The organism is Pseudaquabacterium pictum (genome assembly GCF_005403045.1).
Classification (GTDB): domain Bacteria; phylum Pseudomonadota; class Gammaproteobacteria; order Burkholderiales; family Burkholderiaceae_C; genus Pseudaquabacterium; species Pseudaquabacterium pictum.
The window spans coordinates 25836-52027 of record NZ_BJCL01000001.1 but is presented as its reverse complement, the minus strand read 5'-3'; the positions used below and the strand labels follow the sequence as shown (position 1 = coordinate 52027).

Here is a 26192-nt window from a genome sequence, read left to right as displayed (position 1 = left end):
GCGCCCCGGCCCGTCTTGCGTCAAGTGGGCGGCGGCTCCGCTGGGGTCAGCCCCAGTTCGCGCAGCAGCTCGTCGCTGTGCTGGCCCAGGTTCGGCGCATCGCCCGGCGTGGGCAGCTGGCTGGTACCGAAGCGCACCGGCTGGCGCACGCCCAGGTAGCCGCCCTCGGTGGGATGCTGGCGCGGCTGGAACAGGCCCACCGCCTGCAGGTGCGGGTCGGCCGGCAGGTCGCCCACCGTCTGCACCGCCATCGCCGGCACCTCGATGCGCTTGAACAGCGCCAGCCAGTCGGCGGTGGTGCGGCTGGGCAGGATGGCCGCCATCTCGCGGTACATCTCGGCCATGTTGGTGCGGCGCAGGTCCTTGTCGGCCAGCGTGGGGCGCTGGAACACATCGGGGCGGTTCACCGCGTCGAAAAAGCGCTGCCAGCGGGCATCGACATACGGCGCCACCGAGATCCAGCCATCGGACGTGGCCATCGGCTGGCGGTCGGGGTCGAGCTGGCGGGCGTAACCCCAGCCGCCGGTGGGCGGCAGCATGGCCTGGTTGCACAGGTGCTCCAGGCTGTTGAAGCTGGCCAGCGCCTCGAACATCGGCACCTCGACGAACTGGCCCGCCCCTGTGCGCTGGCGGTGCAGCAGCGCGGCCAGCACCGCGTAGGTGGCATGCAGGCCCGACACCTTGTCGGCGAACAGCATCGGCAGGTAGCGCGGCGCCGGGTTGCCGTCCACCCGCGGCAGCAGCGAGGCGGCGCCGGTGCTGGCCTGGATCACGTCGTCGTAGGCCTGCAGGCCGGCATACGGCCCGTCCAGCCCGAAGCCGGTGCAGTGCACATAGACGATGTCGGGCCGCAGCGCGCGCACCGCGTCGTAGCCCAGGCCCAGCCGGTCCACCGCCTCGGGGCGGATGTTGTGCAGCAGCACGTCGGCGGTGGCGATCAGCGCCTGCAGCGCGCTGCGGCCGGCGTCGGTCTTCATGTCCCACACCACCGAGCGCTTGCCGCGGTTCAGCCGCAGGAACACCGGGCCCATGCCCGGCGTGTGCGCCGGCGTGCCGATCAGCCGCACCATGTCGCCCTCGGGCGGCTCGATCTTGACCACGTCGGCACCCAGGTCGGCCAGGGTCTGGGTGCAGTAGGGGCCGAAGACGACGGTGCTGAGGTCGACCACCCGCAGGCCGGCCATCGGCGCCTGGGTGGCGGGGCCAGGCGTGGGGTCAGTCGCCATGCTGCAACCGGACGTGCACGCCGGCCAGGTGGAAGCTGCTGTCCTGCACCCACAGGCCGCGGTCGACGGCGCGGGCCAGCGCGGACGGCACATCGGCCACCGCCAGCACCACCGCGCCCAGCGCATCGGCGGGGCCGGGCTCGGCGTGGATCTGCGTGCCGTCCGCCTGCAGCGGCTGGCCGTCGTCCGGCAGACCCAGGATCCGCGCCCAGTGCGCCTGCAGCGCCGCCGGTTCGGGGCTTTCGAGCACGATGCCCAGCAGCCGGCGGGTCACATCGGTGCGCTGGCCGGCCTGCCAGTGCGGGCCGGCCGGCCACCAGGTGCCGGTCTGGCGGTCGTCGCCGCCCGGGCTGTGGCCCAGCTCGATGAAGGCAGCGCGGCAATCCCGCGGGTGCAGCTGCACGCTGAGGTAATGGCCCGGCCGGTCGATCTCGTGCGCGGTGCGCACGCCCAGCGCCGCGGCGCGGGCCTGGCCTGCTTTCGGGTCGTCGCACTGGAAGATCGCCATGTAGCCGCCATGCCCGCGCGTGCGGTGGATGAAGCGGCCAGCCGCGGTGTCGGCCTGTACCGGCGCCACCACTTCCAGAAAATCGGTGCCCACCGGCAGCAGCGCGTTCTCCAGGCCGTAGGCGATCAGGCCGGGGTCGCGGTGGCAGACCTGCAGGCCCAGGATCGCCTGCAGATCGTCGAGCACCGGCTCCAGCCGGGGGGCGGCCAGGCAGACCTGGCGCAGACGCAACGGTATGGCCATGGCTGTCCTCAGGGGATGTTGGCGGCCTGGGCCACGAACATGCGGTTCCAGGTCGGGCTGATCGTCACCTCGTTCAGGCACACATGGGCCGGCATGCGGGCCAGGAACAGCATCAGCTCGCCGCAGTCCTCGGACTGCACCATCTTCGCCTTGTCCTCGGCGCTGACCGGGATCGGCCGCTTGTCCAGGATGGGCGTGGCCACCTCGCCCGGGCACACCGCGGTGGCGCGGATGCCGTGGATGCACTCTTCCATGTTCAGGCTCTCGGTCATCGCGTTGACGCCGAACTTGGCCGCGCTGTAGGCCGGCCCGGTCATGGTGCCGACAAAGCGCCCGGCCCAGCTGGACACATTGACGATCAGCCCGTCCTTCTGCGCCCGCATCATCGGCAGCACCGCGTGGCAGCAGTAGAAGGTGCCATCCAGGTCGATGCGCACGACCTGGTCCCAGCCGGCGGTGGACAGGTGCTTCCAGTTGCGCTCGCGCACATTCAGGCCGGCGCTGTTGACCAGCACGTCGATGCGGCCCTCCTGCGCGGCGATGCCGGCGGCCACCGCCTGCACGGCAGCCACATCGGCCACGTCCAGCGGCGCCACGCGGGCGCTGGCGCCATTGCCCGACTCGCGGCCGATGGCCGCCACCTGGTCGGCCACCGCCTGCAGTTCGGCGGCGCGGCGGCCAGACAACACCAGCCGCATGCCGGCGCGTGCATAGGCCAGCGCCGTGCCGGCGCCGATGCCGCTGCCGGCGCCGGTGATCCAGGCCACCTTGTTCGTGAGGTCTCGCATGCGTGTCTCCTTGGGGTTGTTGCGGCGCGCGCTGCCGGCCGCCGGGGGCGCTGGCATGATGCAAGCCAGCCTGATCCGGGCCTGTCATCGCGGAGACTGCTGGCATGAACACGCTGGACGAAATGCTGACCCGCCGCCTGCTCACCCGGCAGCAGCATGCCGACATCGCCGACTGGGTGCGTCGTGCACGCACACCCGAGGCCATCCTGGCGATGCCCGAGCCGCTGTGGCGCACGTTGTCATTGGCCAGCGTGCTGATGAACGTCGACGCCGACCTGACCCAGCCACCGGCGCTGGACGCCGGCCCATGACGCCAGTCCACCTGGTGCGTGCGCTGGTCCTGGCGCTGCTGGCAGGCACGGCCGCGGCGCAGCCCAACCCCGCCGGCATCGACTGGCAGGTCCTGCCCGGCCTGCAGATCGCCCGCACCGAAGCCACCGTGGGCCAGCTGACCCGCTTTGCCCAGGCCACCGGTTTCACCAGCGCGGCCGAGCGTGCCGGCGGCGGTCAGGTTTACGAGGCCGGCTGGGTGCAGAAGCCCGGCTGGACCTGGCGCCGGCCGTTCGGCGGCCCGCGCGATGCCGCGGCCGACGAACCCGCGGTGCACCTGACCTTCGACGAAGCCCAGGCCTTCTGCCGCTGGGCCGGCGGACGGCTGCCGACCGACGCGGAGTGGCAACGCGCCGCCTACACCGAGCAGCGCGCAGCGCCGCCGCCACCGTTCACCACTGGCACCACTTACCCCTATCCCACCGGCACCAGCCCGGCCGGCGCGCAGTGCCTGGCCGATTGCGGCCCGGCCGCGCAGGCACGCGCCATCGCCCATGGCGCGGCGCTGTCACGCGGCCACGGCCATGTGCGGGCGGGCAGCACGCCGGCCGGCGTCAACGGCCTGCACGACATGGGCGCCAATGCCTGGGAATGGGTGGACGAGCCGCCCGGCGCGCCCGGCCAGAGCGCTGGCAGCGCCGAGCGCCGCACCCGCGGCGGCAGCTGGTGGTACGGCGCAGCCCAGATGCGCGCCGACCACCTGCAATCGAAGCCGGCCGACACCACGGTGGTGTACATCGGCTTCCGCTGCGTGCGCTGACCGGCCGCGCTTCCGCTCAGGGCAGCATGATGGTGATCGACCGGTGCGCGCCGCTCTGGTGGATGTAGCCCCAGCCGTTGATCACCCGGTCCCAGACCGTCAGCTCGAAGGTGTGGGCACAGCGCTTGCTGGTCGGGTCGCCCGGCACGAACGAGGCCCAGCCGGCGGCCGGCACCATCGCCACCGACAGCCCGCCCCACAGCTTGCTGGGCGACACATGGTTGGCATAGCTGTCCTGCGCCACCAGCTTGCTCTGGTTGTCGCCCCACTTGGCCACCAGGCTCCAGCTCAGCAGGTGCTGCTGCAGATCGAACGCAGTGATCTCGAAGCGGAAGCTGTCGGGCCCGCTGGTGACGATGCCGCAGTTGCCCACCGGCGTGCCGGCCTGGCTGATGGTGTGGATGGTGGCGGTGGGCACGGCGTTGTCGATGCGCAGCACCACGCTGCTGGTGAGCCCCGTCGTGGCGATGGGCAAAGACAGCGCATTGAACAGCCGGAACTCGATGGTGTGGTTGCCGTCGGGCAGATCCCCGGTGTCGCGCACCAGGCCCAGCCAGGCGTTGTACCAAAGCTCGCCGGCTGCCCGCACCGGGTAGAAGCCGCCGGCGTTCGGTGTGATCGGCACGTAGTCGAAGCGGTTCAGCGCCGCCGACCAGCGGTAGTCACCCCAGGGCGCGTGGGTTTCCACGCCGTCGATCAGCACCTTGTACAGCGTGGCGCCCAGCGCGCGGGCGCGCTGGTGGTTGAACATCAGCGGCAGTGCGCCACCGAACGGCGCATGCCGCACCTGGAAGAAGTAGCCGGGGTCGCCGGTGGTGTCGGCATAGCCGCCGACGATGCGGTCCACCGGCACATGGCCCACGCCCAGCAGCAGCGGGCCGGTGCCGGTCAGCAGGCCGGCGGCCAGCTCGGTGCTGCTGAGCACCGTGTCGCTGCAGATCAGCAGCTTGCTGCCGGCCACCACCGCCACGCTGGACGGCCGCGCCGGCACCGGGTTGGCCACCACCCGCGAAACCACCGGCCGAACGCTCAGGTCGATCAGCGCCACGCGGTTGGCCGGGTCGCGATCGGCCAGCAGGATGGCGCTTTCCGACGCATCGTTGAAGGCCATCATGAACGGCGCGGTGAAGCCGCTGGCCACCGCCTCGGCGGTGCCGCTGTCCAGGCTGATGCGGCGCACCCGGCCGCCGCTGGCCGCCTGCTCGCTGACATAGGCATGCTTGTGGTCGCTGGTGATCAGCAGGCCGATGGCCCGCTCCAGGCCGAAACCGATGTTGGTCTTGGTGCCGCTGGCCAGGTCGATGCGCACCAGGTGGCCGGGGTTGCCGAACTCCACCACGTAGGCGATGCCGCGGTCCTCGTGCAGCGAGATCTGGTGCGGCATGGACAGGCCGCCGGCCACCTCGGTGGCCATGGCTCGGTGGGGCGGCGCCGCGCCGATCAGCGCCACCTTCAGCAGCCGGCCGCCGCGCTCGGTGATCCAGGCCCAGCGGCCGTCGGCGCTGACCTTCACATCCTCGGGCTCCAGGTAGCCGGTGCCCAGCACCCGGTAGGCGGGATTCAACCGCCAGGTGGTGATGCGCAGCTTGATGTCATAGCCGTAGGCCGTGACCCGGACCTTGCTGACATTGCCGCCGTTGGTGGTGACGGCGAACACCGCGCCGGGCACCAGCTGGTTGGCGGCGTTGTTGTCGCCGACGATGGGCGTGGTGCCGTAGCTCAGCGCCTGCAGCTGGGTGGCGGTGAGGGCGTTGAACTGGGTGGTGCTCATCACGCCCAGGAAGGCGATGCGCGCGCCGTTGCGCGGCACCATGCGGCGGCGCACGCCGTCGATCTGCTCCCACCAGATGTCGGCCGGGGCCACGCCGGCCACCATCGCGCCGGTGTCCAGGTCCATCAGCCAGGTGCCCTTCAAGGTGCGGGTGGCATTGCTGACCAGCAGCGCGGCGCTCTGGCGCACGAAGTCGTGGCACGACAGCTTGCCGCCGTACTCGACGAAGTACAGCCGGTTGCTGGCACCGTGGTAGTGGCTGCCGATGGCACCGGCCAGGCCGGTGGCGAGGGTGTCGATGGTGGGCATGGGGCGTCTCCTGGAGTGGGTGCAACCACTCTAGGCAGCGCCTGCGCCGCGCACGATCCGCAACGCGGTGGAGCCGTCCCCTCACCGGCGGACCGGCGGACCCGGGCCGGCGCGGTGGCTCAGGCCAGGCGGCCGGCTGGCAGTGCCTGCGGCAGGCGCAGCAGCAGCCGCCAGCGCCAGCCCATCAGGCCGGCCGTCAACGACGCCATGGCCAGAGCCCATGGGAGCAAGGCCTCTGGCACCGAACGCAGCAGCACATGCGAGGCCACGCCGCCCGCCAGGCACAGCCCCATCGGCAGCATGGCCGCGGTGGGCGACGCGGCACGCAGGCGCGCGGCATCGCGCCACAGCCAGGCGCTGAGCGGCGGCACCATGGCCAGGAAGGCCAGCACCGGCAGCAGTTGCCCGACCCAGGCCGCCAACAGCACCAGCGGCAGCAGCGCCGCCCACAGCGCCAGGGCATGGCGCAGCTGGCGCCAGCCCAGCGCACGGTTCAGCGCCCGGCCCTGCGGCATGCCGGGCAGCAGCATCAGCAGCGCCTGCTCGCGCCGTGACGTCCACAGCGCGCCGGGCAGGCTGACGACCGCCGTCATCGCCATGCTGGCCATGCCGATGGCGATGCCGACCTGCCCGTGCTCCAGTAACTGCACCGGCGCCACCCCGGTGTGCCGCACCACCAGGGCCAGACACAGCAACAGCGCCCCCTGCACCAGCAGCACGGTGCCCACCTGGCGCACCCAGTGCTGGGCACCGTGCAGCACGATCTCGGCACGCGCCATCACGCTGCCGGTGCGCGGCTGCGCCACCCGGCAGACATGGGCCAGCCAGGCATCGGCGACCCGCTGCGCCGGGCTGCCCAGCCACTCGCCCCAGCGGCCATAGGCGGCCAGCGTGGGCTTCTGACCAACCGCGCCGGCGACCATGATCCGGCGCATGCGTTCACGCTGGCCGTGGGCTCGGACATGGCGGGCATCACCGCGGCCGAACAGGCTGCACAGCAACAGGCCCTGCAGCAGCAGCACGCCCACCGTCACCGCCAGCGGCTGGGCCAGCCAGGCCTGTTGCAGCCCGCGCAGGGCCTGGGCGACCAGCCCCGACCACGGCTGCCAGCCGCCCAGGCCACCGGCCACCGACAGCGCCAGCCAGGCCCACCACCAGCGCACGGCCAGGGCGACGAACAGCATGGCCGTCGACAGCGCCAGGCCCACGCCCACGCCAAAGACCGCTGCCGGCCGGTCCAGCAGCAACGCGCCCGTGGCCGTGGCGCAGCCCGCCATCAGCACCAGCCCCAGCCACAGGCCGACGGCGGTGCAACGCAGCGCAGCGGGGTGGCCCGGCACCAGGCGGGCGGCATGGGGATGGTCCAGCCGCAGCAGCGCGCCGAACTGCACGCCGAACAGCAGCAGCAGGGCCAGGCAGGCCAGGCCGGCCACCGCGGCCCAGTCCGTTGGCCGCGGCAGCCACACCAGGGCCGCCAGCGCCGGCAGCACCAGCAGCAGGCCCAGCACCAGGCCGTAGAAGCCCAGGGCCCACAGCCGGCCATCGTTGCGACGCCACTGCCAGGGCGCCTGCAGCAGCCGCACAGCCTGTTGCTGCCAGGCGGTCGGCGTCATGTCAGCTCCATGAACAGGTCTTCCAGCGTCACCACCTCGGCGCGTGTGCCGGCGGGCAGCTGGGCACCGGCCGGCAGCCGGGCCAGCACCCGTTCCTGCCCGGCCGCCAGCGCGGTGCGCTTCAAGGTGCTGGCACCCAGCCGCTGCAGCAGGGCCTGCACCTCGGCGGTGGGGCCGGTGAGCTGGCGCACCTCGTCCAGCAGTTCGTCCAGCGGCGCCTGCAGCGCGATGCGTCCGCCGCGCAGGAACGCCATGTGGAAGGCCACCCGCTCCAGGTCGGACAGGATGTGGGTGGAGAACACCACCGTGGTGCCGCGCTCCAGCACCTGCTCCACCAACTCGCGCAGGAAGTCGCGGCGGCCGGCGGGGTCGAGGCTGGCCACCGGCTCGTCCAGCACCAGCAGGTCGGGGTCGTGCGCCAGCGCGCGGATGATCGACAGCCGCTGCTGCTGACCGCCGCTGAGCTTGCTGATGCGGCGGTGGCGGTCGATGTCCCAGCGCGACAGCAGACCCTCCACCTTGGCCGTGTTCCAGCGCGGGTAGAAGCTGCGGAAGTAGTCCAGCAGCTGAGCCGACGTGAAGGCCTCGAACAGGTCGCTGTGCTGTGGCACATAGCCGATGCGGGCGCGGCCGGCATCGTCCAGTTGCCCCGCCGGCTGGCCGAACAGCTGCACCGCGCCGGCCTGCGGCGTGCGCAGGCCCAGCAGGGTCTCCAGCAAGGTGGTCTTGCCGGCGCCGTTGCGGCCGAGCAGACCCACCACCTGGCCGGGCAGCAGCTGCCAGTCCAGCTGGTCGAGCACCGGCGCGCTGCCGGTGTAGGCCAGTTGCAGGCCGCGCAGATCGGCCGTGGGCGTGGTGGTGGCCAGGAGGTGAGCATTCATGGCGTGTCGTCCTCGTCGAGGATGTCCTGGAAGAGCTGCAGCACGGTGTGCCGCGGCAGTTGCAGTTGCCGCGCCTCGGCAGCGGCGCGAGCCAGCGCCGGGCGCAGCAAGGTGATGCGCTCATCGGTCGACCGGGCGGCCTGGTGCTGGGCGGCCACCCGCATGGCCAGGCCGCGGCGGCGCTCCAGCAGGCCTTCGGCCTCCAGCAGGCTGTAGGCCTTGCTGATGGTCATCGGGTGCACGGCCAGGCGCTGGGCCAGCTCACGCACCGAGGGGATCTCGTCGCCCGCCTTGATCTGGCCGCTTGCCACCCGGCGGCGGACATGGTCGATCAGCTGCCGGTAGATCGGCTCGGCCGACCCAGTCTGGATGCTGAAGGCGAAATCGTCGTCCATCGGGTGTCTATGTGTACCACTACTATAGTACACCTAGACACTCGAGTACAAGGCCAGGGGCGGCTGCCCCCGGCGCGATCGCAGCAGACGGATCAGGCCATGCCGGGCGGTGGCGTAAAGGCGAAGCCCAATGCCTCCAGCCGCTGGGCCAGCTGCACCATCCGCAGGTCACCGTAGGCCGGACCGATCAGCTGCACGCCCACTGGCAGGCCGTCAGGCGCCGCGCCGCCGGGCACCACCACCGCCGGCAGCTGGGCCACACCGGCCAGGCCAGCCCAGAAGATCTGGCTGAAGTACGGCAGGCTCTGGCCGTCCACACCGATGCTGCGCTGACCGAACGGCCGCTCGTCCTGCGGAAAGGCCGTGGTCGACATCACCGGCGCCACCACCACATCCCACTGCTGGAAGAAGCGGTGCCAGGCCCAGCGGATCTGGGTGCGGGCCTCGTTGAGGCGCTGCCAGTCGCGGGCGCGCATGGTCTGGGCGCGCAGCACCTGGGCTGCAGGGCCCTGGTCGGCCGGATCGAGCGCGGCCGCCTCGGCCACCAGCTGGGCGAAGTCGGCATCGGGGAAGCGCACGCTCATCGCCGCCTGCAGCAGGCCCTGGAACACCGCATGGCTGTGCGCCGCCTCGAAACCGGGACGGGCGGCATCGTCCACCTGGGCGCCCTGCCCGGCCAGCGCCCGGGCCACCGCGTCCACCCGCGCCTGCACCGCGGCCGACACCGGGCACAGCGCATCGGTGCGCCACACCGCCACCCGCAGCGCGCGGGTGGGCTCGGTCAGGCCGGGCAGATCGACCCGCAGGCCGCGGGCTTCGATCACGTCGGGCGGCAACAGCAGGTGCAGCGCCAGTTCCAGGTCGTGCGCCGAGCGGGCCAACGGTCCGATCACCGAGATGTCGGTGGGCGTCAGCACGCCGCCCAGCGCATGGCCGCGCATCGGCACCAGGTTCCAGGTGGGCTTGAGGCCGAACACGCCGCAGTAGTGCGCCGGGTTGCGGATGCTGCCGCCGATGTCGCTGCCGATCTCCAGGCCGGTGAGGCCGGCCGCCAGCGCCGCCGCGCTGCCGCCGGAAGATCCACCTGGCGTGGCGCCGTGCTTCCACGGGTTCTGCGTCGTGCCGTAGATCGCGTTGTAGCTCTGGAAATCGGCCAGCCGGATCGGCACATTGGTCTTGCCGAACACCACCGCGCCGGCCGCCTTCAGGCGCTGGATGGCCAGTGCGTCGGTGTGGACGGTGTTGTCGCGCAGTTCGGGGATGCCCCAGGTGGTGGGCGTGCCAGCCAGGTCGTAGCTCTCTTTGACCGTCATCGGCACGCCGTGCAGCGGGCCCAGCGCATCGCCGCGGGCCTGGGCGGCATCGGCCGCGTCGGCCGCAGCACGGGCGCCAGCGCGGTCCTGCACCACCACCGCGTTCAGCGCCGGGTTCAGCCGGTCGACCCGGGCCAGGAAGTGTTCCAGCAGGTCGCGCGCGCTGGTCTCGCGCGCGCGGATGCGCTGGGCCAGGCGGGTGGCGCTCTCGAAGTGCAGATGGGTCATGTTGAACGTCTCCGGATTCAAAGGTTTACCGTCTCACCAGCAGCAGGCAGCCCAGGGTGATCAGCGCGGCCGAGCTCAGGCTCCACACCGTCGGCACCTCGCCGAACACCGCAAAGCCCAGCAGCGCCGCCCACACCAGGCCGGTGTACTCCACCGGCGCGGCGCGGCTGGCCTCGATGTGGGAGAAGGCCCAGGTGATGCACAGCAGGCCGCCGGTGGCCAGCGCGCCCATCAGCAGCAGGATGGGGATGTCGCTGGCCAGCATCGGCTGCCACAGCCAGGCCATCGGCACCGCAAGTACCAGCACCGGCAGCAGGTTCTGCACCAGCAGGATGGTCCACAGCGCGTCATGCTGGGCCTGGTGGCGGGCCACCACCACCACCCCGGCATAGGTGATGGCCGACACGCCGGCCGCGGCCATGCCCCACAGCCGGGCCTCGCTGCCCGGCGCATCGGTGGCCGACAGCTCGGGCCACAGTGCCACGCCCACGCCCAGCGCGCCGACGGCCAGCGCGGCCCAGATCCAGCGCGATGGCCGCTCGCGCAGCACCCACATCGCCAGGAGCGCGATGAACAGCGGCGCGGTGTAGCCCACGCCCACCGCCTGCACCAGCGGCAGTTGCTTGAGCGCATAGAACCAGGTCAGCAGCGCCACCATCAGCAGGCCGCTGCGCAGCAGATGCCAGCGCCACTGCGGCCGCGCCGGCAGCGGCGTGCGCCGCCACAGCCACAACGGCACGGCATACAGCGCACCCATGGCAAAGCGCAGAAACGTCACCTGCGTGGTGCCATAGCGCTCGCCCAGCAGCTTGGCGGTGCTGTCCATGCCGATGAAGCAGGCGGCCGCCAGCGCGGCCGCCGCCAGGGCCAGGGCGTGGGTGCGCGGATCGGCCACGGCACCGGCCAGGGGCACGGCGCTCAAGCCTTGCTGTCGACGATGGCCGCGTTCACCAGGGTGCGCAGCTCCCGGCGGATCGGGTACAAGCTGGACGGGATCAGCTGGGTGAAGAACACCACGCTGAGGTCTTCCACCGGGTCGATCCAGAAGGCGGTGCTGGCCATGCCGCCCCACCAGTATTCGCCCAGGCTGCCGGCCAGGCCGGTCTTGGCGACATCGGTGGTCATCGCGAAGCCCAGACCGAAGCCCACGCCAGCGTAGATCGATTCGGCGAACATCGACACCGAGACGTCGTTCAGGTCCTTCTGCCCCGGCAGGTGGTTGCTGCGCATCAGCCGCAGCGTCTTGGGGCCCAGCAGGCGCACGCCGTCCAGTTCACCGCCGCGGCGCAGCAGTTCGCAGAAGCGCAGGTAGTCGGCCATGGTCGACACCAGGCCGCCGCCGCCCGAGGGCGCCGCCGGCGCGGTCTTGAAGGTGGGCCAGCCCTGCACCGCGGCGGCCAGCTTGCCGTCACCGCCGATGGTGTAGCACTCGGTGAAGCGGTGTAGCTTGTCCTCGCTGACATGGAAGGCGGTGTCCACCATGCCCAGCGGCCCGAAGATGCGCTGCTGCAGGAAATCCTCGAACTTCTGGCCCGAGATCACCTCGACCAAGTAGCCCAGCACGTCGGTGGCCACCGAGTAATTCCAGGCCGTGCCCGGCGAGAACTCCAGCGGCACCTTGCCCAGCGCGTCGATGAAGCCCTGCAGGCCCTCCTTCTGCGCAAACGGCTCCACCTTGCCGCTGCGGTAGGCGGCATCCACGTTGGTGCGGTTCTGGAAGCCGTAGGTCAGGCCGGCGGTGTGGCGCAGCAGGTCGACCATGCGCATCGGCGCCTCGGTCGGCTTCGTCATCCACATGCCCGGCGCGCCGCTGACATACACCCCCAGGTTCTTCCAGCCCGGGATGAAGCGGTGCACCGGGTCTTCCAGCGCCACCTTGCCCTCTTCCACCAGCATCATGAAGGCCACGCTGGTGATCGGCTTGGTCATCGAGTAGATGCGGGTCAGGCTGTCCTCGGCGATCGGCAGCGCTGGCGCGTCGGCCGTGGCCAGCCGGGCCTGGCCCAGCAGGCTGCGGTGCACCACCTGGCCGCCGCGGGCCACCACCAGGTGGGCATGCGGCAGCTTGCCGGTGTCGATGTAGCGGCTCTGCAGGAAGCTGTCGATGCGGGCCAGGCGGGTCGGGCACATGCCCTGCTGGGTGGCGGACGCAGTGGCGGATGTCGTCAAGCTTGTCTCCGGGGTGGCAGGGCGCGGGGCCCATTGATCCGATGATTTCAGCACCGCAACCCACCAGGCACTGTCACGATGGCTCCACTCCTGCAAGGCATCCGCGTGCTCGATTTCGGGCGCTACATCGCCGGGCCCTACTGCGCGGCGATGCTCGCCGAGTATGGCGCGGACGTGATCCGCATCGAGAAACGCGACGGCAGCGAAGACCGCTTCACTGCCCCGCTGGCCGAGGGCGCCGGCTCGCTGTTCCTGCAGATGAACCGCAACAAGCGCAGCATCACGCTCGATCCGGCCAGCCCCGGCGGCCGCGAGGTGGTAGCGAAGATGGTCAAGGGCGCCGACATCGTCATCGCCAACCTGCCGGCGGCCACGCTGAAGCAGATGGGCCTGGACTACGCCACGCTCAAGGGCTACCGCGAGGACATCATCTTCGTCACCAACACCGCCTACGGCCCGGTGGGGCCGATGAGCCAGAACGTCGGCTTCGACACCATCGGCCAGGCGATGAGCGGCGCGATGTACATGACCGGCGACCCGGGCAGGCCCACCCGCGCCGCCGCCAACTGGGTGGATTTCGGCACCGCGCTGCACTGCGCCTTCGGCACCATGGCCGCGCTGATGGAGCGCGCCAAGACCGGCCGCGGCCAGATGGTGACCGGCGCCCTGCTCGCCACGGCCCTGGCGGTGACCAACGGCACGCTGATCGAGCAGCATGTGGCCCAGGTCAACCGCGTTCCCACCGGCAACCGCGGCCAGACCTCGGCCCCGGTGGACGTGTTCGAGGTGACCGACGGCTTCATCCTGCTGGCCGTCACCGGCAACCCGCTGTACCGCCGCTGGGCCAAGCTGATGGCGGCCGACCCCGCCACCGCCGAAGCCGGCGACCCCGACTGGCTGACCGACCCGCGCTTCGCCACCGATGAATCCCGCGGCATCCACCGCGACATCCTCAGCGAGCGCATGGCCCGCTGGTGCCGCCCGCGCGACACCGACACCGTGGTCAACACCCTGGGCGCGGCGATGATCCCTGCCGCGCCGGTGCTCAGCCCGCAGCAGGCGCTGGACCATCCGCAGGTGCAGGCGCTGGGCCTGATGCAGCCGGTGATGTACCCCGGCCTGCGGGTGCCGGCGCCGGTGGCCAACGTGCCGATCTGGCTGAGCGAGACCCAGGCCGTGCCGCGCCAGCGTGCGCCCACCATCGGCGAGCACACCGACGCGGTGCTGGGCGAACTGGGCTACAGCGCCGATGCGATCGCCACGCTGCGGGCGCAGAACGTGGTCTGACAGCGGCGCTGACGCGCGGGAACTGCGCGGCGGGAGGCGCCGCAGCCGGACCAAGGCGCCGCATGCGTGCCCCTTCAACGGGGCGTCCTCCAGATGGTGGATGCCGTCCTGGCAGGTGCATCCATTGCGCCCCGATCGGGGCGTGTGGACGCGGGACGCGTGACGCTGGCGTGACGCAGGGAAGCCTACTCTGCAATCGCCACCTGTCCCGTCCCGGTCGGCGCTGCCGACTGCAACCCAGAGCGCATCGCTGCTCTGCACCGCGAGGAGTCCGCCATGTTCAGTTCCGTCCATCCCGCCCCTGGTCACGGCCTGCAACGTCGAGCCGTGCTGACGGCCGGTCTTGCCAGCCTGCTGGCACCCAGCCTGCCTGCTGGCGCCCAGAGCGTGCTGCCGGACCTGGCAGGCGACTGGGACATCCTGGCCAACGGACATGCGGGCCGGATGTCTCTGCAAAACCTGGCCAACGGCTTCATGGCCGGCAGGATGTACGACAACAACAACGTCCTGAGCGGCTACTACTGCGCCGCATCCCAGCAGCTGGTGCTGGTCCGGCAGGTTGGCGGAAACATCGGCCAGGTCTTCATCGGTCAGGTGTTCCGGCAGGGCCTGGTCATCAGCGGCACCTTCTACGCGCTGTCGCAGGCCTGGGGAGCGACGCACGGCCGAAACGCCTTCAGCTTCCTGGCGAGCCGCTATCCGCTGTCGGCGCCGACCGGCACACCAGCCATCACCCTGGGCAGTGCCAACCGCGCATGCCTGCCGCCGAGCTACCAGGTGAAGAACCGCCCGGCCGAGTTTGGCCAGAACTGGCTGGTGCCACTGAACTTCACACAATCCTGGTTCAGTTGCGTCAGCGCCGACCTGACCGGCACCCTCGATGGCGGCAGCTTCTTCGGACACTATGCGCACCTGACGGGTTCGCTGGTGCTCCTGCGCATGCTCGGCACGCAGCCGTTCCAGTTCTACCGTGGTCAGGTGAGCGGGAACAACGCCAGCATCGCTGGCGACTTCTTCGCGCTGACCACCGGTGCCGGGGCCACCCCGCAGCGTGTCATGTATGACTGGGCCACGCTCTGACCCGACCGCCTGACGGCCCACCGCAAGCCCCCACGCGCCGCGGCGCGTGCGCCAGGCTGCGGGTGGGGACGCCCCGGCGCGCCGGTGTGGAGGCGGCAGCAGTCACCCGGCCACCCGCCGGTGGCCACTGTGCCGGTCTGGATGCGCGAGACCCGGGCCGTTCCGCGCCAGCGCGCCACCACCACGGACGACGGGCAGCGCGGTGAATGGGAGGAATCCGGCCTCAAGCCACCGGCCTGGGCTGCCGATGACCAGCTGTGGCCGTGGGGTTGAGCGGCCGCCGACCTCCTCCACCTCCAGAAGACTGCCGACATGCTCAACCAGTGGACCCTGAAGAAGAAGCTCGTCCTGACCTTTGCCGCCGTGCTCACCATCGCTGGCCTGCTGATGGGCTTGGCGCTAGTCAACACCGGCAAGCTGCTGGAGACGGTGCGCTGGAACACCCACACCCACAAGGTGCTGACCGAGTCCGAGAAACTGCTGCTCAGCATGGTTAACATCGAGACCGGCCTGCGCGGCTTCGTCGCCAGCGGTGACGAGCGGTTCCTGGAACCGTTCAAGCAGGGCCGGCAAGACTTCAGCGCGCATTTCGACAAGGCCAAGACGCTCACCGCCGACAACCCGGCGCAGCAGGACCGGCTCGACAAGATGATGGCCGACCACAAGGCCTTCATGGCGGTGGCCGACAACCTGGCCACGGTGCGCCGCGATGTCACGGCGGGCAAGTCGCCGCTGGAGGTGCTGCAGAAGGAGTTCGGCGCTGCCAAGGACAAGGCGGCGATGGACGCCTTCCGCGCCAACGTCGCCGCCTTCGCCAAGGCCGAAGCCGATCTGCTGGAAACCCGTGAGGCGGCATTGGCCTCCACCGCGTCGACCACGCAGACCACCCTGGTGCTGGGCGGCATCGGCCTGTGCCTGGTGACGGCCCTGCTGGGCGTGCTGCTGGCGCGCAGCGTGTTCGGCCAGCTCGGCGCCGAGCCCACCGAGGCCGCCGCCGTGGCCGAGCGGGTGGCACGCGGCGACCTGAGCGTGCCGGTGGTCCTGCAGCCCGGCGACACCAACAGCCTGATGGCCAACCTGGCCCGCATGCAGACCAGCCTGTCCCAGGTGGTGGCCGGCGTGCGCAGCAATTCCGAGAGCGTGGCCACGGCCAGCGCCCAGATCGCCCAGGGCAACCAGGATCTGTCCGGCCGCACCGAGCAGCAGGCCAGCGCGCTGCAGCAGACCGCCGCCACGATGGAGGAGCTGGGCACCACGGTGCGCCACAACGCCGACAGCGCCCGCCAGGCCAATGAACTGGCGCAGGGCGCATCGGCGGTGGCCGCCCAGGGTGGCGAGGTGGTCGGCAAGGTGGTGACCACCATGCAGGGCATCCACGACAGCAGCCGCAAGATCGGCGACATCATCAGCGTCATCGATGGCATCGCCTTCCAGACCAACATCCTGGCGCTGAACGCGGCGGTGGAGGCGGCACGGGCCGGGGAGCAGGGCCGCGGCTTCGCCGTGGTGGCCAGCGAGGTGCGCAGCCTGGCGCAGCGCAGTGCCGAGGCGGCCAAGGAGATCAAGACCCTGATCGGCCGCAGCGTCGAGCAGGTCGAGCAGGGCACCGGGCTGGTCGACCACGCCGGCAAGACCATGGGCGAGATCGTCGGTGCCATCCAGCGCGTCAGCGACATCGTGGCCGAGATCACCTCGGCCAGCGCCGAGCAGAGCGCGGGCGTGCAGCAGGTCGGCCAGGCGGTCAGCCAGATGGACCAGGCCACGCAGCAGAACGCAGCCCTGGTGGAGGAGAGCGCGGCCGCCGCCGAGAGCCTGCGCAGCCAGGCCCAGCAGCTGGTGCAGGCGGTGGCGGTGTTCAAGCTGGCCGGCCAGTCGGCGGGGTTCGCTGCCATGCCGTCCGCGCCGGCGGCCACCGCCCGCACGGTCCACAAGGCCGCCACCCCGCCCCGCACGGCCGCCAAGCCGGCACCCGCGGCACCGGCAGCCAGCCCGCGCGCCGCCGCGCCGGCCACCAGCAACGCCGACGCGGACGACTGGGCGTCGTTCTGACCTTCGATGCAGCGGGCCCGTCCGGGCCTGGCTGCCGCGGCGCGACGACAATGCGCCGCGCATGCTCACCCTGCACTTCGCCAACCGCCAGGAGACCCTGGTCGACCTGCTGACCACCGCACTCGGCCAGACCGGCGGCGACCTGTTCGCCGCAGCCGAGGTGGTGGTGCCCAGCAAGGCGGTGGCCCGCGCGGTCACGCTGCAGCTCGCGCAGCGCTTCGGCATCTGCGCCAATGTGCGCTTCAGCTTCCTGGCGCCCTGGCTGTGGGCCCAGGGCACGGTGGCGCTGGCCGCCGCCGCACCGGGCACGCCACTGCCGGTGCGCACCGCCGACAGCGCCCAGGCGCCCTGGCAGCCGGCGCAGCTGGCCTGGCGGGTGCTGGCCGCCTTCCACGATGACGCCTGGGTGGCCGGCCACCCCCGGCTGGCTCGCTACCTGGCACAGGCCGATGCCGTCACAAGGCTCGACCTGGCCCAGCGCGTGGCCGCCCAGGTCGACCAGCACATCACCTACCGGCCCGACTGGCTGGCGGCTTGGTCGGGCGGCCGCCTCGTCCTGCCGCCCGGTACCGACGACGAAAGCTGGCAGGCCGCGCTGTGGCGCCGGCTGCAGGCCGAGATTGCCGACACCGCCGACGGCGCCGCCGTCGACCCCACCGCCGCCCACAGCCTGGCCGCCGCACTGGCCCAGGTGGGCGACAGCCCGGCCACCCGCGCCCGGCTGCAGCAGTCGGGTCTGCCGGCTTCGGCCCATGTGTTCTGCCTGCCCACCATCGCGCCGGTGCACCTGGCACTGCTGCAGCAGCTGGCACGGTGGATGGACCTGCACATCCACGCGCTGAACCCTTGCGCCGAGTACTGGTTCGACGTGGTCCAGCCGCGCCGCCTGGCCCGCCTGGCCGCCGCTGGCAAGGCGCAGCACCTGGAAACCGGCCACCGCCTGCTGGCCGCCTGGGGCCAGCAGACGCAGGCCCAGCTGGCCGCCCTGGTCGACGCCTGCGGCGACGGCGTGGTCGACGACGACCATTTCGACCCCGCGCCCGGCAGCAGCCTGCTGGCCACGCTGCAGAACGCGATCCTGGATCTGCAGGACCTGGCGCCTGCCAGCCTGCCGCTGGACCGCGCCGACCGCAGCATCGAACTGCATGTCTGCCACAGCCTCACCCGCGAGCTGGAGGTGCTGCACGACACGCTGCTGGCCCGCTTCGCCGAGCCCGACCCGCCTGCACCCGGCGACATCCTGGTGGTGCTGCCCGACCTGGAAGCCGCCGCGCCGGTGATCGACAGCGTGTTCGGCACCGCGCCACCGGCGCTGGCGCTGCCCTTCACCATCACCGGCCGGGCGCAAAGCCAGGTGAACCCGGCCGCCCGCGCGCTGCTGGACGCCCTGGCCCTGGCCGCAGCGCGCGGCACCGCCAGCGCGGTGTTCGGCCTGCTGCAGCAGCCGGTGGTGGCCACGCGCTTCGGGCTGGACGACGAGGACCTGGCCCGCATCCACGGCTGGGTGCTCGATGCCGGCGTGCACTGGGCCTTCGACGGTGCCCAGCGGCAGGGCCTGGGGCTGGGTGACGATGCCCGCCACAGCTGGGCCGACGGCCTGGACCGCCTGTTCCTCGGCCATGCCCTGCCCGGGGGCGCCGGCCCGTTCGACGGGCGCCTGCCCGCTGGCGAGCCCGAGGGCAGCGCTGCGCTGCCCCTGGGCGCGCTGTGGGCCTTCCTGCAGACCATCGACACGCTGCGCCTGCGCACCGCCCACCCGCTGCCGGCGCCCGACTGGCCGCCGCTGCTGCTGGCGCTGGCCGACGGTCTGCTGCATCCCGACACCGCCGGCGCCGACGCGCTGGCCGACCTGCGCGCCGCCATCCAGGGCCTGGCCGACCTCTGGGCGGGCGTGTGGGCAGACGGCGCGCCCACGCTGCCGCTGGCGCTGGATGTCGTGCGCCAGGCCCTCACCCAGGCGCTGGACGACCCTGCGCGCGGCGGCGTGCCCACCGGCCGCATCACCTTCTCGGCCCTGCCCAGCCTGCGCAGCCTGCCCTACCGCATGGTCTGCGTGCTGGGGCTGAACGACGGCGCCTTCCCCAGCGCCAACCGCCCGGCCGAGTTCGACCTGATCGCCCGGCATCCACGCCCCGGCGACCGCCAGCGCCGGCAGGACGAGCGCAACCTGTTCCTCGACCTGCTGCTGGCCGCCCGCGAGCGGCTGTACCTGAGCCACACCGGCCGCAGCGTGCGCGACAACAGCCACCTGCCGCCGTCCGTGCTGGTGTCGGAGCTGCTGGATGTGCTGGTGCCGGCCATCGACGCGCCGCGGGCCGCCGTGCTGGCCCATCTGGTGGTCGACCACCCGCTGCAGGCCTTCGACCCACGGGGCTTCCAGCCAGGCGGCGATGCGCGGCTGCGCAGCTTCCACGGCGAGTACGCGGCCGCGCTGGCAGCCGGGCAGGCGGCAGCGCCAACCCAGGTGCCCGCGGCAACCGGGCCCGATGCGGGTGGCGACGATGACCCGGCCACCGACGGTGCGGGCGACGACAGCTCCGAAGAAGCCGACACCGACGAGACCGACGCCGGCTCCATCACCGCCTTCTTCACCCAGCCGCTGCCAGCCCCCACGCCGGCGCCCCTGTCGCTGCAGCAGCTGCAACGCTTCTTCCGCCACCCCGCCCGGGCCCTGCTGCAGCGCCTGGGCCTCACCCTGCGCCAGCCCGACGAGACGCTGGGTGACGACGAACCCTTCCTGGCCGACTTCCCGGCCCGGCAAGACCTGGCCGACCGCCTGCTGCCGCCGCTGCTGCAGGCCGCCGAACTTGGCACCACCGTCGACGACACCACACTGGCCACGCTGGCCCAGGCCGGCACCCGGCTGCCCGGCGGGCCGGTGGGCCGCCAGGTGGTCGATGCCGAGCTGCCGCTGCTGCGTGCCCATGCCCAGGCCCTGGCCGATGCCGGCCGCGCGCAGGTGCTGCCGCCGCACAGCGCCAGCCTGCCGTTCACCATCCCCATCGGCGGGGTGGATCAGCCCTGGCCGCTGGACATCACGCTGACCGGCCTGCGCGCCGACGGCCTGCTGCTGCACCGCTACGACGACCCCCGCGCCGCCGACCACCTGCAGGCCTGGCTGGCCCACCTGGCGCTGTGCGCCAGCGCGCCGGCCGGCGTGGCCGGGCGCACCCGCTGGCTGGGGCGTGGCGCACGCTTCGGCTTCCGCACGGTCGACGACCCGCTGCTGCTGCTGCAGCAACTGCTGGACCTGTGGGCCCAGGGCCAGCGGCAGCCGCTGCCCTTCCTGCCCAAGACCGCCTGGGCCTGGATGGCCGGCGGCCGCAGCCTGGGCGCCGCCCGCGCCACCTGGATGGCCAGCGCCCGCCGGCCGTTTGCCGAGCAGGCCGATCCCGCCCACCGGCTGGTGTGGCGCGGCCGGCCCGATCCGCTGGACGGCGGCCTGGCCGACTTCGAGGCCGTCAGTGCCCTGGTGCTGGAACCGCTGTTCGCGCATCTGGACGACGGAGCCGCGGCATGACGGCACCGCAGGCACTGGATGTCTTCGGCGTGCCGCTGGGCGGCGTGCGGCTGATCGAGGCCTCGGCCGGCACCGGCAAGACCTGGGCGATCTGCGGCCTGTACCTGCGCCTGCTGCTGGAGCGTCACTGCACGGTGCAGCAGATCCTGGTCGTCACCTTCACCAACGCCGCCACCGCCGAGCTGCGTGAACGGCTACGCCAGCGCCTGGTCGACACCCTGGCCGGGCTGGAAGCGCCCGCCACCACCGGCGCCGATCCCTTCGTGCCCCGGCTGCTGGCCAGCCTGCAGGCCCAGGGTGCCGAGCCGGCCGACCTGGCCGCCCGCCTGCGCGCGGCGCTGCTCAGCTTCGACGAGGCGGCCATCTTCACCATCCACGGCTTCTGCCAGCGGGCGCTGGCCGACACCCCGCTGGCCGCGCAGATGCCGCTGGTGCAGGACCTGCTGGCCGACGACAGCGCCCTGCTGGCCGAGGCGGTGCATGACTTCTGGCGCCGCCATGTGGCCGGCCCCGAAGCCGACCCGGTGCTGACCGCCCATCTGCTGGAGCTTGGCGACAGCCCGGCCCGCTGGCTGCAGCTGCTGCAGCGCCAGCTGGCCCGGCCGCTGGCCCGCCTGCTGTGGCCTGACGGCATCGACGGCCCCGACGACCGCGCTGCGCGCGATGCCCGGCTGGCCGACGCACTCGCCGCCGCCCGCGCCGCCTGGCCCGCCCAGCGGGAGGCGGTGCTGGCCCTGCTGCTCGACAGCCTGCCCCGGCTGCACGCCGCCTACTACAAGCCCGCGCTGGTGCAGGCCGCGGTGGCCGACTGGGATGCCGTGCTGACCGACGCCAGTCCGCCCGCCGTCCTGCCCGCCAACCTGGCGCTGCTGGCGACCGACACGCTGGACCTGCGGACCAAGAAGGGCCAGACACCGCCCGAACACCCGTTCTTCGGCCTCGCCCAAGCCCTGCTGGACGCCGCCACCGCCAGCACCCAGGCCCTGCAACTGGCCCGCCTGCGCCTGCTGCGCCGGCTGCTGCACGATGGCGCCGAACAGCAGCGCGCCGCCAAGCGCGCCCAGCGGGTGGTGGCCTTCGACGACATGCTGGCCAACCTGCACCAGCGCCTGCATGACTACGGTGCGCCCGGCCTGGCCGCCGCACTGCGCCAGCGCTTCCCGGCCGCGCTGATCGACGAGTTCCAGGACACCGATCCGCTGCAGTGGGCCGTGTTCCGCCGCATCTATGCCGATCCGCCCCAAGGCGAGGCCGGGCCGCCGCTGTTCCTGGTGGGTGATCCGAAGCAGGCGATCTACAGCTTCCGCCATGCCGACCTGCACACCTACCTGCAGGCCCGCAGCGAGGCGCTGGCCACTTACACCCTGGGCGAGAACCAGCGCGCCGTCGGCCCGCTGATCAGCGCGCTGAACACGCTGTTCACCCGGCACGGCAACGCCTTCCTGCAGCCCGGCCTGCGCTACCACCCGGTGACCGAAGGCGCCAAGCCCAAGCCGCCGCTGGTCGATGCCACGGAACCCCGCGCTGCGCTGCAGGTGTGGACGCTGCCGCGCAGCCGCAGCGGCCCGCTGCCGAAGCTGCAGGCCCGCCAGCGCGCGGCGGCCACCTGTGCCGCCGAGATCGCCCGCCTGCTGACGGAGGCCCGCGCCGGCCGCATCACGCTGGCCGGCCGGCCGCTGGCCGCCGGCCACATCGCCGTGCTGGTGCGCAGCCATTCTCAAGGCAGCGCGATGCGCCAGGCCCTGGCCACGCTGGGCGTGGGCAGCGTGGAGCTGTCGCAGGCCAGCGTCTTCCACGGCCCCGATGCGGAAGAGCTGGAGCGGGTGCTGGCCGCGATGCTGCAGCCCGGCCGCGACGGCCTGCTGAAGGCCGCGCTGGCCACCCGCTGGCACGGCCTGGAAGCCCATGCCATCGACGCCCTGGCCGGCGACGAAGCCGCCTGGCTGGACCTGGTGCAGCGCTACGCCCGCCATGGCAGCCAATGGCGCCAGCGTGGTGTGGGCGTGGTGCTGCAGCAGTGGCGGCAGTCCGAGCAGGTGGCCCAGCGCCTGCTGGCCGCGCCCGACGGCGCGCGCCGGCTCACCAACCTGCTGCACCTGGGCGAGCTGCTGCACCAGGCCAGCGCCACCCTGCCCTCGCCCGAAGCCCTGCTGCGCTGGCTGCAGGCCCAGCGCGACAGCGCCCGCGGCGACGAGGCCACCCAGCTGCGGCTGGAGAGCGACCAGCACCTGGTGCAGATCGTCACCATCCACAAGAGCAAGGGGCTGGAGTACCCGATCGTCTTCTGCCCCTTCCTGTGGGACGGCCGCCTCGCACCCGGCGGCGACGGCCTGGATGGCGTCCCCGGCCATGACGACGACGGCCAGGCGGTGCTGGACTTCCGTGCCGGGCTGGACGCCGGCTTCGACCCCGCCGCCGCCAAGGCCCAGGCCAAGGCCGAGGCGGCCGCCGAGACACTGCGCCTGGTCTACGTGGCACTGACCCGCGCCGTGCACCGCTGCTACCTGCTGGCCGGCAGCTACAGCATGCAGTCCTTCGGCCATGTCAGCACCACCGAAAGCGCCCGCAGCCTGCTGAACTGGCTGCTGCTCGGCGATGGCCTGCAGGCCGCCGACTGGTTCAACCCCAAGCGCAAGGTGGCCACACCGTCGGAGCTGGACGCTGCCTGGACCCGGCTGGCCGCGCCCAGCGTGGTGGATGTGTCCCCGTTGCCGGCGCTGCCCGCGCTGGCGCTGCCCCCGGCCAGCGATGGTGACGCGCCGCTGCAGGCCCTGCGGCCGCCGGCCCCACTGCCGCGCGGCTGGTGGATCGGCAGCTTCAGCCAGCTGGCCGCCAGCGCCGATGCAGAAGCCGCCACGCCACCCGAGCCCGACAGCCCGTTGCAGCCCCGCGCGGGCGCCGACCACGACAGCACCGTGGCCCCGGCCGAGCCGGACGCACCCGCCACCGCCCTGCCCGCGCAGGACGTGCTGCGCTTCCCGCGCGGCACCGAGGCCGGCGTGTGCGTGCACACCGCCTTCGAGCTGGCCGATTTCAGCGATCCGCGCACCTGGCCCGCCGCCGCCACGCAGGCGCTGCAACGCCATCCGCCGCAGCCGGCCGGCGCCGAGCCCGCCGCGCTGGCCGCCATGCTGCAGGGCATGCTGGCCGATGTGCTGACCACGCCGCTGCCGGTGGGCACGGCGCGCCCGCTGCAGTTGCAGGCCATCGGCAACCGCCAGCGTCTGGTCGAACTGGAGTTCCACCTGCCCGCGCCACGGCTCAGCGCTGCCGCGCTGGCCCGCACACTGGCCGCCCACGGCTGGCCGGCGCCGCGGCTGGGCTTCGGCCAGCTGCACGGGTACCTGAAAGGCTTCATCGACCTGGTGCTGCAGCACGACGGCCGCTGGTTCGTGCTCGACTGGAAGAGCAACCACCTGGGCGACCGCCCGGCCGACTATGCCGACGCCGCCCTGCAGGCCGCGATGGCCGACCACCACTACCCGCTGCAGGCCCTGCTGTACAGCCTGGCGTTGCAGCGCTGGCTGCAGCACCGGCTGCCCGGCTACCGGCACGACCAGCACTTCGGCGGCGCGCTGTACCTGTTCGTGCGCGGCCTGCGGCCGGGTTGGCGGCAGGCCGACGGCATGCCCACCGGCGTGCAGCTGCTGCGCCCCAGCGCCGCGCTGCTGGCCGACCTGTCGGCCCTGCTGGATGGAGAAACCGCATGAGCAGTGGCTTCGACGCCGCCGACGCCCTGGCCCGCGGCCTGGCCGCCCATGTGCAGCGCTGGGCAGCCGGCCGTGGCGCGCCGGCCGGCGCCGCCCAGGCGGCCGCCAGCGCCGCTCAGGCACTGAGCCTGGCCACCGGACTGGGCCATGTCTGCGTGTGGCTGGCCGACCTGCCCGCGCTGACGGCCGACCAACGCACCCACCCGCCGCTGCCGGGCGATGCCTCCACCTGGCGCGCCGCCCTGGTGGCCAGCCGCGTGGTCGGCAGCCCCGCCGCGCCCGACAACCAGCCGCTGGTGCTGGACGACGACGGCCGGCTCTACCTGCACCGCCACTTCGACCTGGAACGCCGGCTGGCCCGGCGCCTGCTGCAGAGCGCCGCGCCGCTGCCGGTCGACGAAACCGCCGATGCCGCCACCGCCGACCAGCTGGCCCGGCTGTTCCGCCACGACGGCGCGCAGGCGACGGAGCCCGACTGGCAGATGCTGGCCGCCGCGTTGGCCCTGCGCGGCCGGCTCACCGTGGTGAGCGGCGGCCCCGGCACCGGCAAGACCACCACCGTGGTCAACCTGCTGGCCTGTCTGCTGGCCCGCACGCCCGATGCCCGGGTGGTGCTGGCCGCGCCCACCGGCAAGGCCGCAGCCCGGCTGGCCGAGGCACTGCGCCAGCGTGCCGCACACCTGCCCGCCGACCTGCAGGCCCGCCTGCCCACCATCGCCACCACGGTGCACCGCCTGCTGGGTGTGCGCCCCGGCCGCGGCGGCGTGGCCGGGGCGGGAGAACAGGCCTTCGAGCACGGCGCCGACCATCCACTGGCGCTGGACCTGCTGGTGCTGGACGAAGCCTCGATGCTGGACCTGGCCCTGGCCACCCGGCTGCTGGAGGCGGTGCCGCCGCAGGCCCGCATCGTGCTGCTGGGCGACAAGGACCAGCTGGCGGCCGTCGAATCGGGCGCGGTGTTTGCCGAACTCAGCGCCGACCCCACGCTCAGCCCCGCCGCCACCGCCCACCTGGCACGGCTGTGCGGCTTGCCGGCGGCCAGGATCCAGCCGCCACCACGCCGGCCTGCCGGCGCGCCGCCCAGCGCCTTGCCGGACAGCGTGGCCTGGTTCCAGCGCAACTTCCGCTTCGGGCGCGACTCCGGCATCGGCCGTCTGGCCGCCGACACCCTGGCCGGCCAGCCGGCGGCGGTGCTGGCCACGCTGCGCGACGGCGATGCCGGCGGCGGCGCGCTGCAGTGGCTGGACGACGCCGGCGCCCAGCCCGCTGCCGCCACGCTGGCGGCCATCGGCGACGGCTATGCGGCCTATGTGCAGGTCTGCCGGCAGGTGCTGGCCGCCGGCACCGGGGCCGGCGATGACGCCGCCGCCGCACTGCACACCGCGTTCAACCGCTTCCGCGTGCTGTGCGCGCTGCGCGAGGGGCCGCGCGGCGTGGCCGCGGTCAACGACGGCACCAGCCGCCGCCTGCGCCAGGCCATCACCGGCGAGGTGGGCGATGCCCGCCACCCCTGGTTTGCCGGCCGGCCGGTGATGGTGCTGCGCAACAATCCGGCGCTGAAGCTGTTCAACGGCGACATCGGCATCGCCCTGCCGGGGCCGGATGGTGCGCTGCGGGTGGTGTTCCCGGCCGGGGGCGACGGCAGCGCCAGCTGGCGCGCCATCCCGCCGGCCCGCCTGCCGGCGCACGAGACCGCCTGGGCGATGACGGTGCACAAGTCCCAGGGCTCGGAGTTCGATGCCGTGCTGGTGCTGTTACCGGCCCAGCGCAGCCGGGTGCTGAGCCGGGAGCTGCTCTACACCGGCATCACCCGCGCCCGGCAGCGGGTGCAGCTGGCCGCCGGTGCCGATGTGCTGGCCGCAGCGGTGCAGGCCAGCAGCCAGCGCAACGCCGGCCTGCAGGCGCGGCTGCGCGAACTGGGCGGCGGCTGATCGGCTGGCCGTCCGTCTTCCCGATCGCCGGGAAACAGGTAGCCGGTCCCTCGGGCATGCTGTCGGATGTCATCGGACAAG

The 26192-nt window shown here is 72.8% G+C and carries 19 protein-coding genes; 9 read left to right on the top strand and 10 right to left on the bottom strand.

All coding sequences use genetic code 11. The annotated features are described in order from the left end of the window. Positions 1 to 20: 20 nt before the first annotated feature. The 3 genes from FFT10_RS00195 to FFT10_RS00185 are packed head-to-tail and all read right to left on the bottom strand — an operon-like array spanning position 21 to position 2765. On the bottom strand, positions 21 to 1226 hold the full coding sequence (locus tag FFT10_RS00195) for a CaiB/BaiF CoA transferase family protein (protein ID WP_137730752.1): 1206 nt from the start codon (positions 1224 to 1226) through the stop codon (positions 21 to 23). Continuing rightward, on the bottom strand, positions 1216 to 1977 hold the full coding sequence (locus FFT10_RS00190; protein WP_137730751.1) for a VOC family protein: 762 nt from the start codon (positions 1975 to 1977) through the stop codon (positions 1216 to 1218). Before FFT10_RS00190 ends, FFT10_RS00195 begins: the two co-directional genes overlap by 11 nt. Before the next feature lie 8 nt (positions 1978 to 1985). Beyond that, a complete protein-coding gene (locus FFT10_RS00185) occupies positions 1986 to 2765 on the bottom strand; it encodes an SDR family oxidoreductase (RefSeq protein WP_137730750.1) in 780 nt (259 codons plus the stop codon). A gap of 104 nt (positions 2766 to 2869) precedes the next feature. On the opposite strand from FFT10_RS00185, the gene FFT10_RS00180 reads away from it, so the two are divergent. After that, a complete protein-coding gene (locus FFT10_RS00180) occupies positions 2870 to 3076 on the top strand; it encodes a hypothetical protein (RefSeq protein ID WP_137730749.1) in 207 nt (68 codons plus the stop codon). Further along, on the top strand, positions 3073 to 3855 hold the full coding sequence (locus FFT10_RS00175; protein WP_137730748.1) for an SUMF1/EgtB/PvdO family nonheme iron enzyme: 783 nt from the start codon (positions 3073 to 3075) through the stop codon (positions 3853 to 3855). Before FFT10_RS00180 ends, FFT10_RS00175 begins: the two co-directional genes overlap by 4 nt. Positions 3856 to 3871: 16 nt before the next feature. Here FFT10_RS00175 and FFT10_RS00170 read toward each other — a convergent pair whose 3' ends face one another. The 7 genes from FFT10_RS00170 to FFT10_RS00140 all read right to left on the bottom strand — a co-directional run bounded on the left by FFT10_RS00170 (position 3872) and on the right by FFT10_RS00140 (position 12534). After that, complete coding sequence (locus FFT10_RS00170; protein ID WP_137730747.1) at positions 3872 to 5935, bottom strand: YncE family protein; 2064 nt, start codon at positions 5933 to 5935, stop codon at positions 3872 to 3874. Positions 5936 to 6054: 119 nt separating this feature from the next. Then, positions 6055 to 7548: a hypothetical protein gene (locus FFT10_RS00165; RefSeq protein WP_137730746.1), complete on the bottom strand. Its 1494-nt coding sequence runs from the start codon at positions 7546 to 7548 to the stop codon at positions 6055 to 6057. After that, positions 7545 to 8429, bottom strand: coding sequence for an ABC transporter ATP-binding protein (locus FFT10_RS00160; protein WP_137730745.1), 885 nt, complete (start codon positions 8427 to 8429; stop codon positions 7545 to 7547). Before FFT10_RS00160 ends, FFT10_RS00165 begins: the two co-directional genes overlap by 4 nt. Next, entirely contained in the window at positions 8426 to 8824 is a 399-nt protein-coding gene (locus FFT10_RS00155) for a GntR family transcriptional regulator (protein WP_137730744.1), read from the bottom strand. Before FFT10_RS00155 ends, FFT10_RS00160 begins: the two co-directional genes overlap by 4 nt. A 92-nt stretch (positions 8825 to 8916) precedes the next feature. Next, positions 8917 to 10365: an amidase gene (locus FFT10_RS00150; RefSeq protein WP_137730743.1), complete on the bottom strand. Its 1449-nt coding sequence runs from the start codon at positions 10363 to 10365 to the stop codon at positions 8917 to 8919. Positions 10366 to 10390: 25 nt separating this feature from the next. After that, complete coding sequence (locus FFT10_RS00145) at positions 10391 to 11278, bottom strand: DMT family transporter (protein ID WP_228026936.1); 888 nt, start codon at positions 11276 to 11278, stop codon at positions 10391 to 10393. Positions 11279 to 11283: 5 nt separating this feature from the next. Continuing rightward, positions 11284 to 12534, bottom strand: a complete 1251-nt coding sequence (locus FFT10_RS00140; protein ID WP_373282446.1) for a serine hydrolase domain-containing protein — start codon at positions 12532 to 12534, stop codon at positions 11284 to 11286. A gap of 78 nt (positions 12535 to 12612) precedes the next feature. On the opposite strand from FFT10_RS00140, the gene FFT10_RS00135 reads away from it, so the two are divergent. From FFT10_RS00135 to recD, 7 genes are all read left to right on the top strand, one after another. Continuing rightward, the gene (locus FFT10_RS00135) at positions 12613 to 13821 is read left to right on the top strand and encodes a CaiB/BaiF CoA transferase family protein (protein ID WP_137730741.1); all 1209 of its coding nucleotides are present in this window, start codon (positions 12613 to 12615) and stop codon (positions 13819 to 13821) included. 276 nt (positions 13822 to 14097) lie between these two features. Beyond that, positions 14098 to 14901 (top strand): hypothetical protein, encoded by an 804-nt coding sequence (locus tag FFT10_RS00130; RefSeq protein WP_137730740.1) that lies wholly within the window; start codon positions 14098 to 14100, stop codon positions 14899 to 14901. A gap of 120 nt (positions 14902 to 15021) precedes the next feature. Next, positions 15022 to 15174 (top strand): hypothetical protein, encoded by a 153-nt coding sequence (locus FFT10_RS27595; RefSeq protein ID WP_154694073.1) that lies wholly within the window; start codon positions 15022 to 15024, stop codon positions 15172 to 15174. A 39-nt stretch (positions 15175 to 15213) separates the two neighbouring features. Then, a complete protein-coding gene (locus FFT10_RS28715; RefSeq protein WP_137730739.1) occupies positions 15214 to 16950 on the top strand; it encodes a methyl-accepting chemotaxis protein in 1737 nt (578 codons plus the stop codon). Positions 16951 to 17011: 61 nt separating this feature from the next. After that, a complete protein-coding gene (gene recC, locus FFT10_RS00120; protein WP_137730738.1) occupies positions 17012 to 20470 on the top strand; it encodes an exodeoxyribonuclease V subunit gamma in 3459 nt (1152 codons plus the stop codon). Continuing rightward, positions 20467 to 24180, top strand: a complete 3714-nt coding sequence (gene recB, locus FFT10_RS00115; protein WP_137730737.1) for an exodeoxyribonuclease V subunit beta — start codon at positions 20467 to 20469, stop codon at positions 24178 to 24180. The genes recC and recB overlap by 4 nt, the downstream gene beginning before the upstream one ends. Next, positions 24177 to 26111 carry an exodeoxyribonuclease V subunit alpha gene (gene recD / locus FFT10_RS00110; protein WP_137730736.1) on the top strand — a complete coding sequence of 645 codons (1935 nt, stop codon included), beginning with the start codon at positions 24177 to 24179 and terminating at the stop codon, positions 26109 to 26111. The genes recB and recD overlap by 4 nt, the downstream gene beginning before the upstream one ends. Positions 26112 to 26192: the final 81 nt, after the last annotated feature.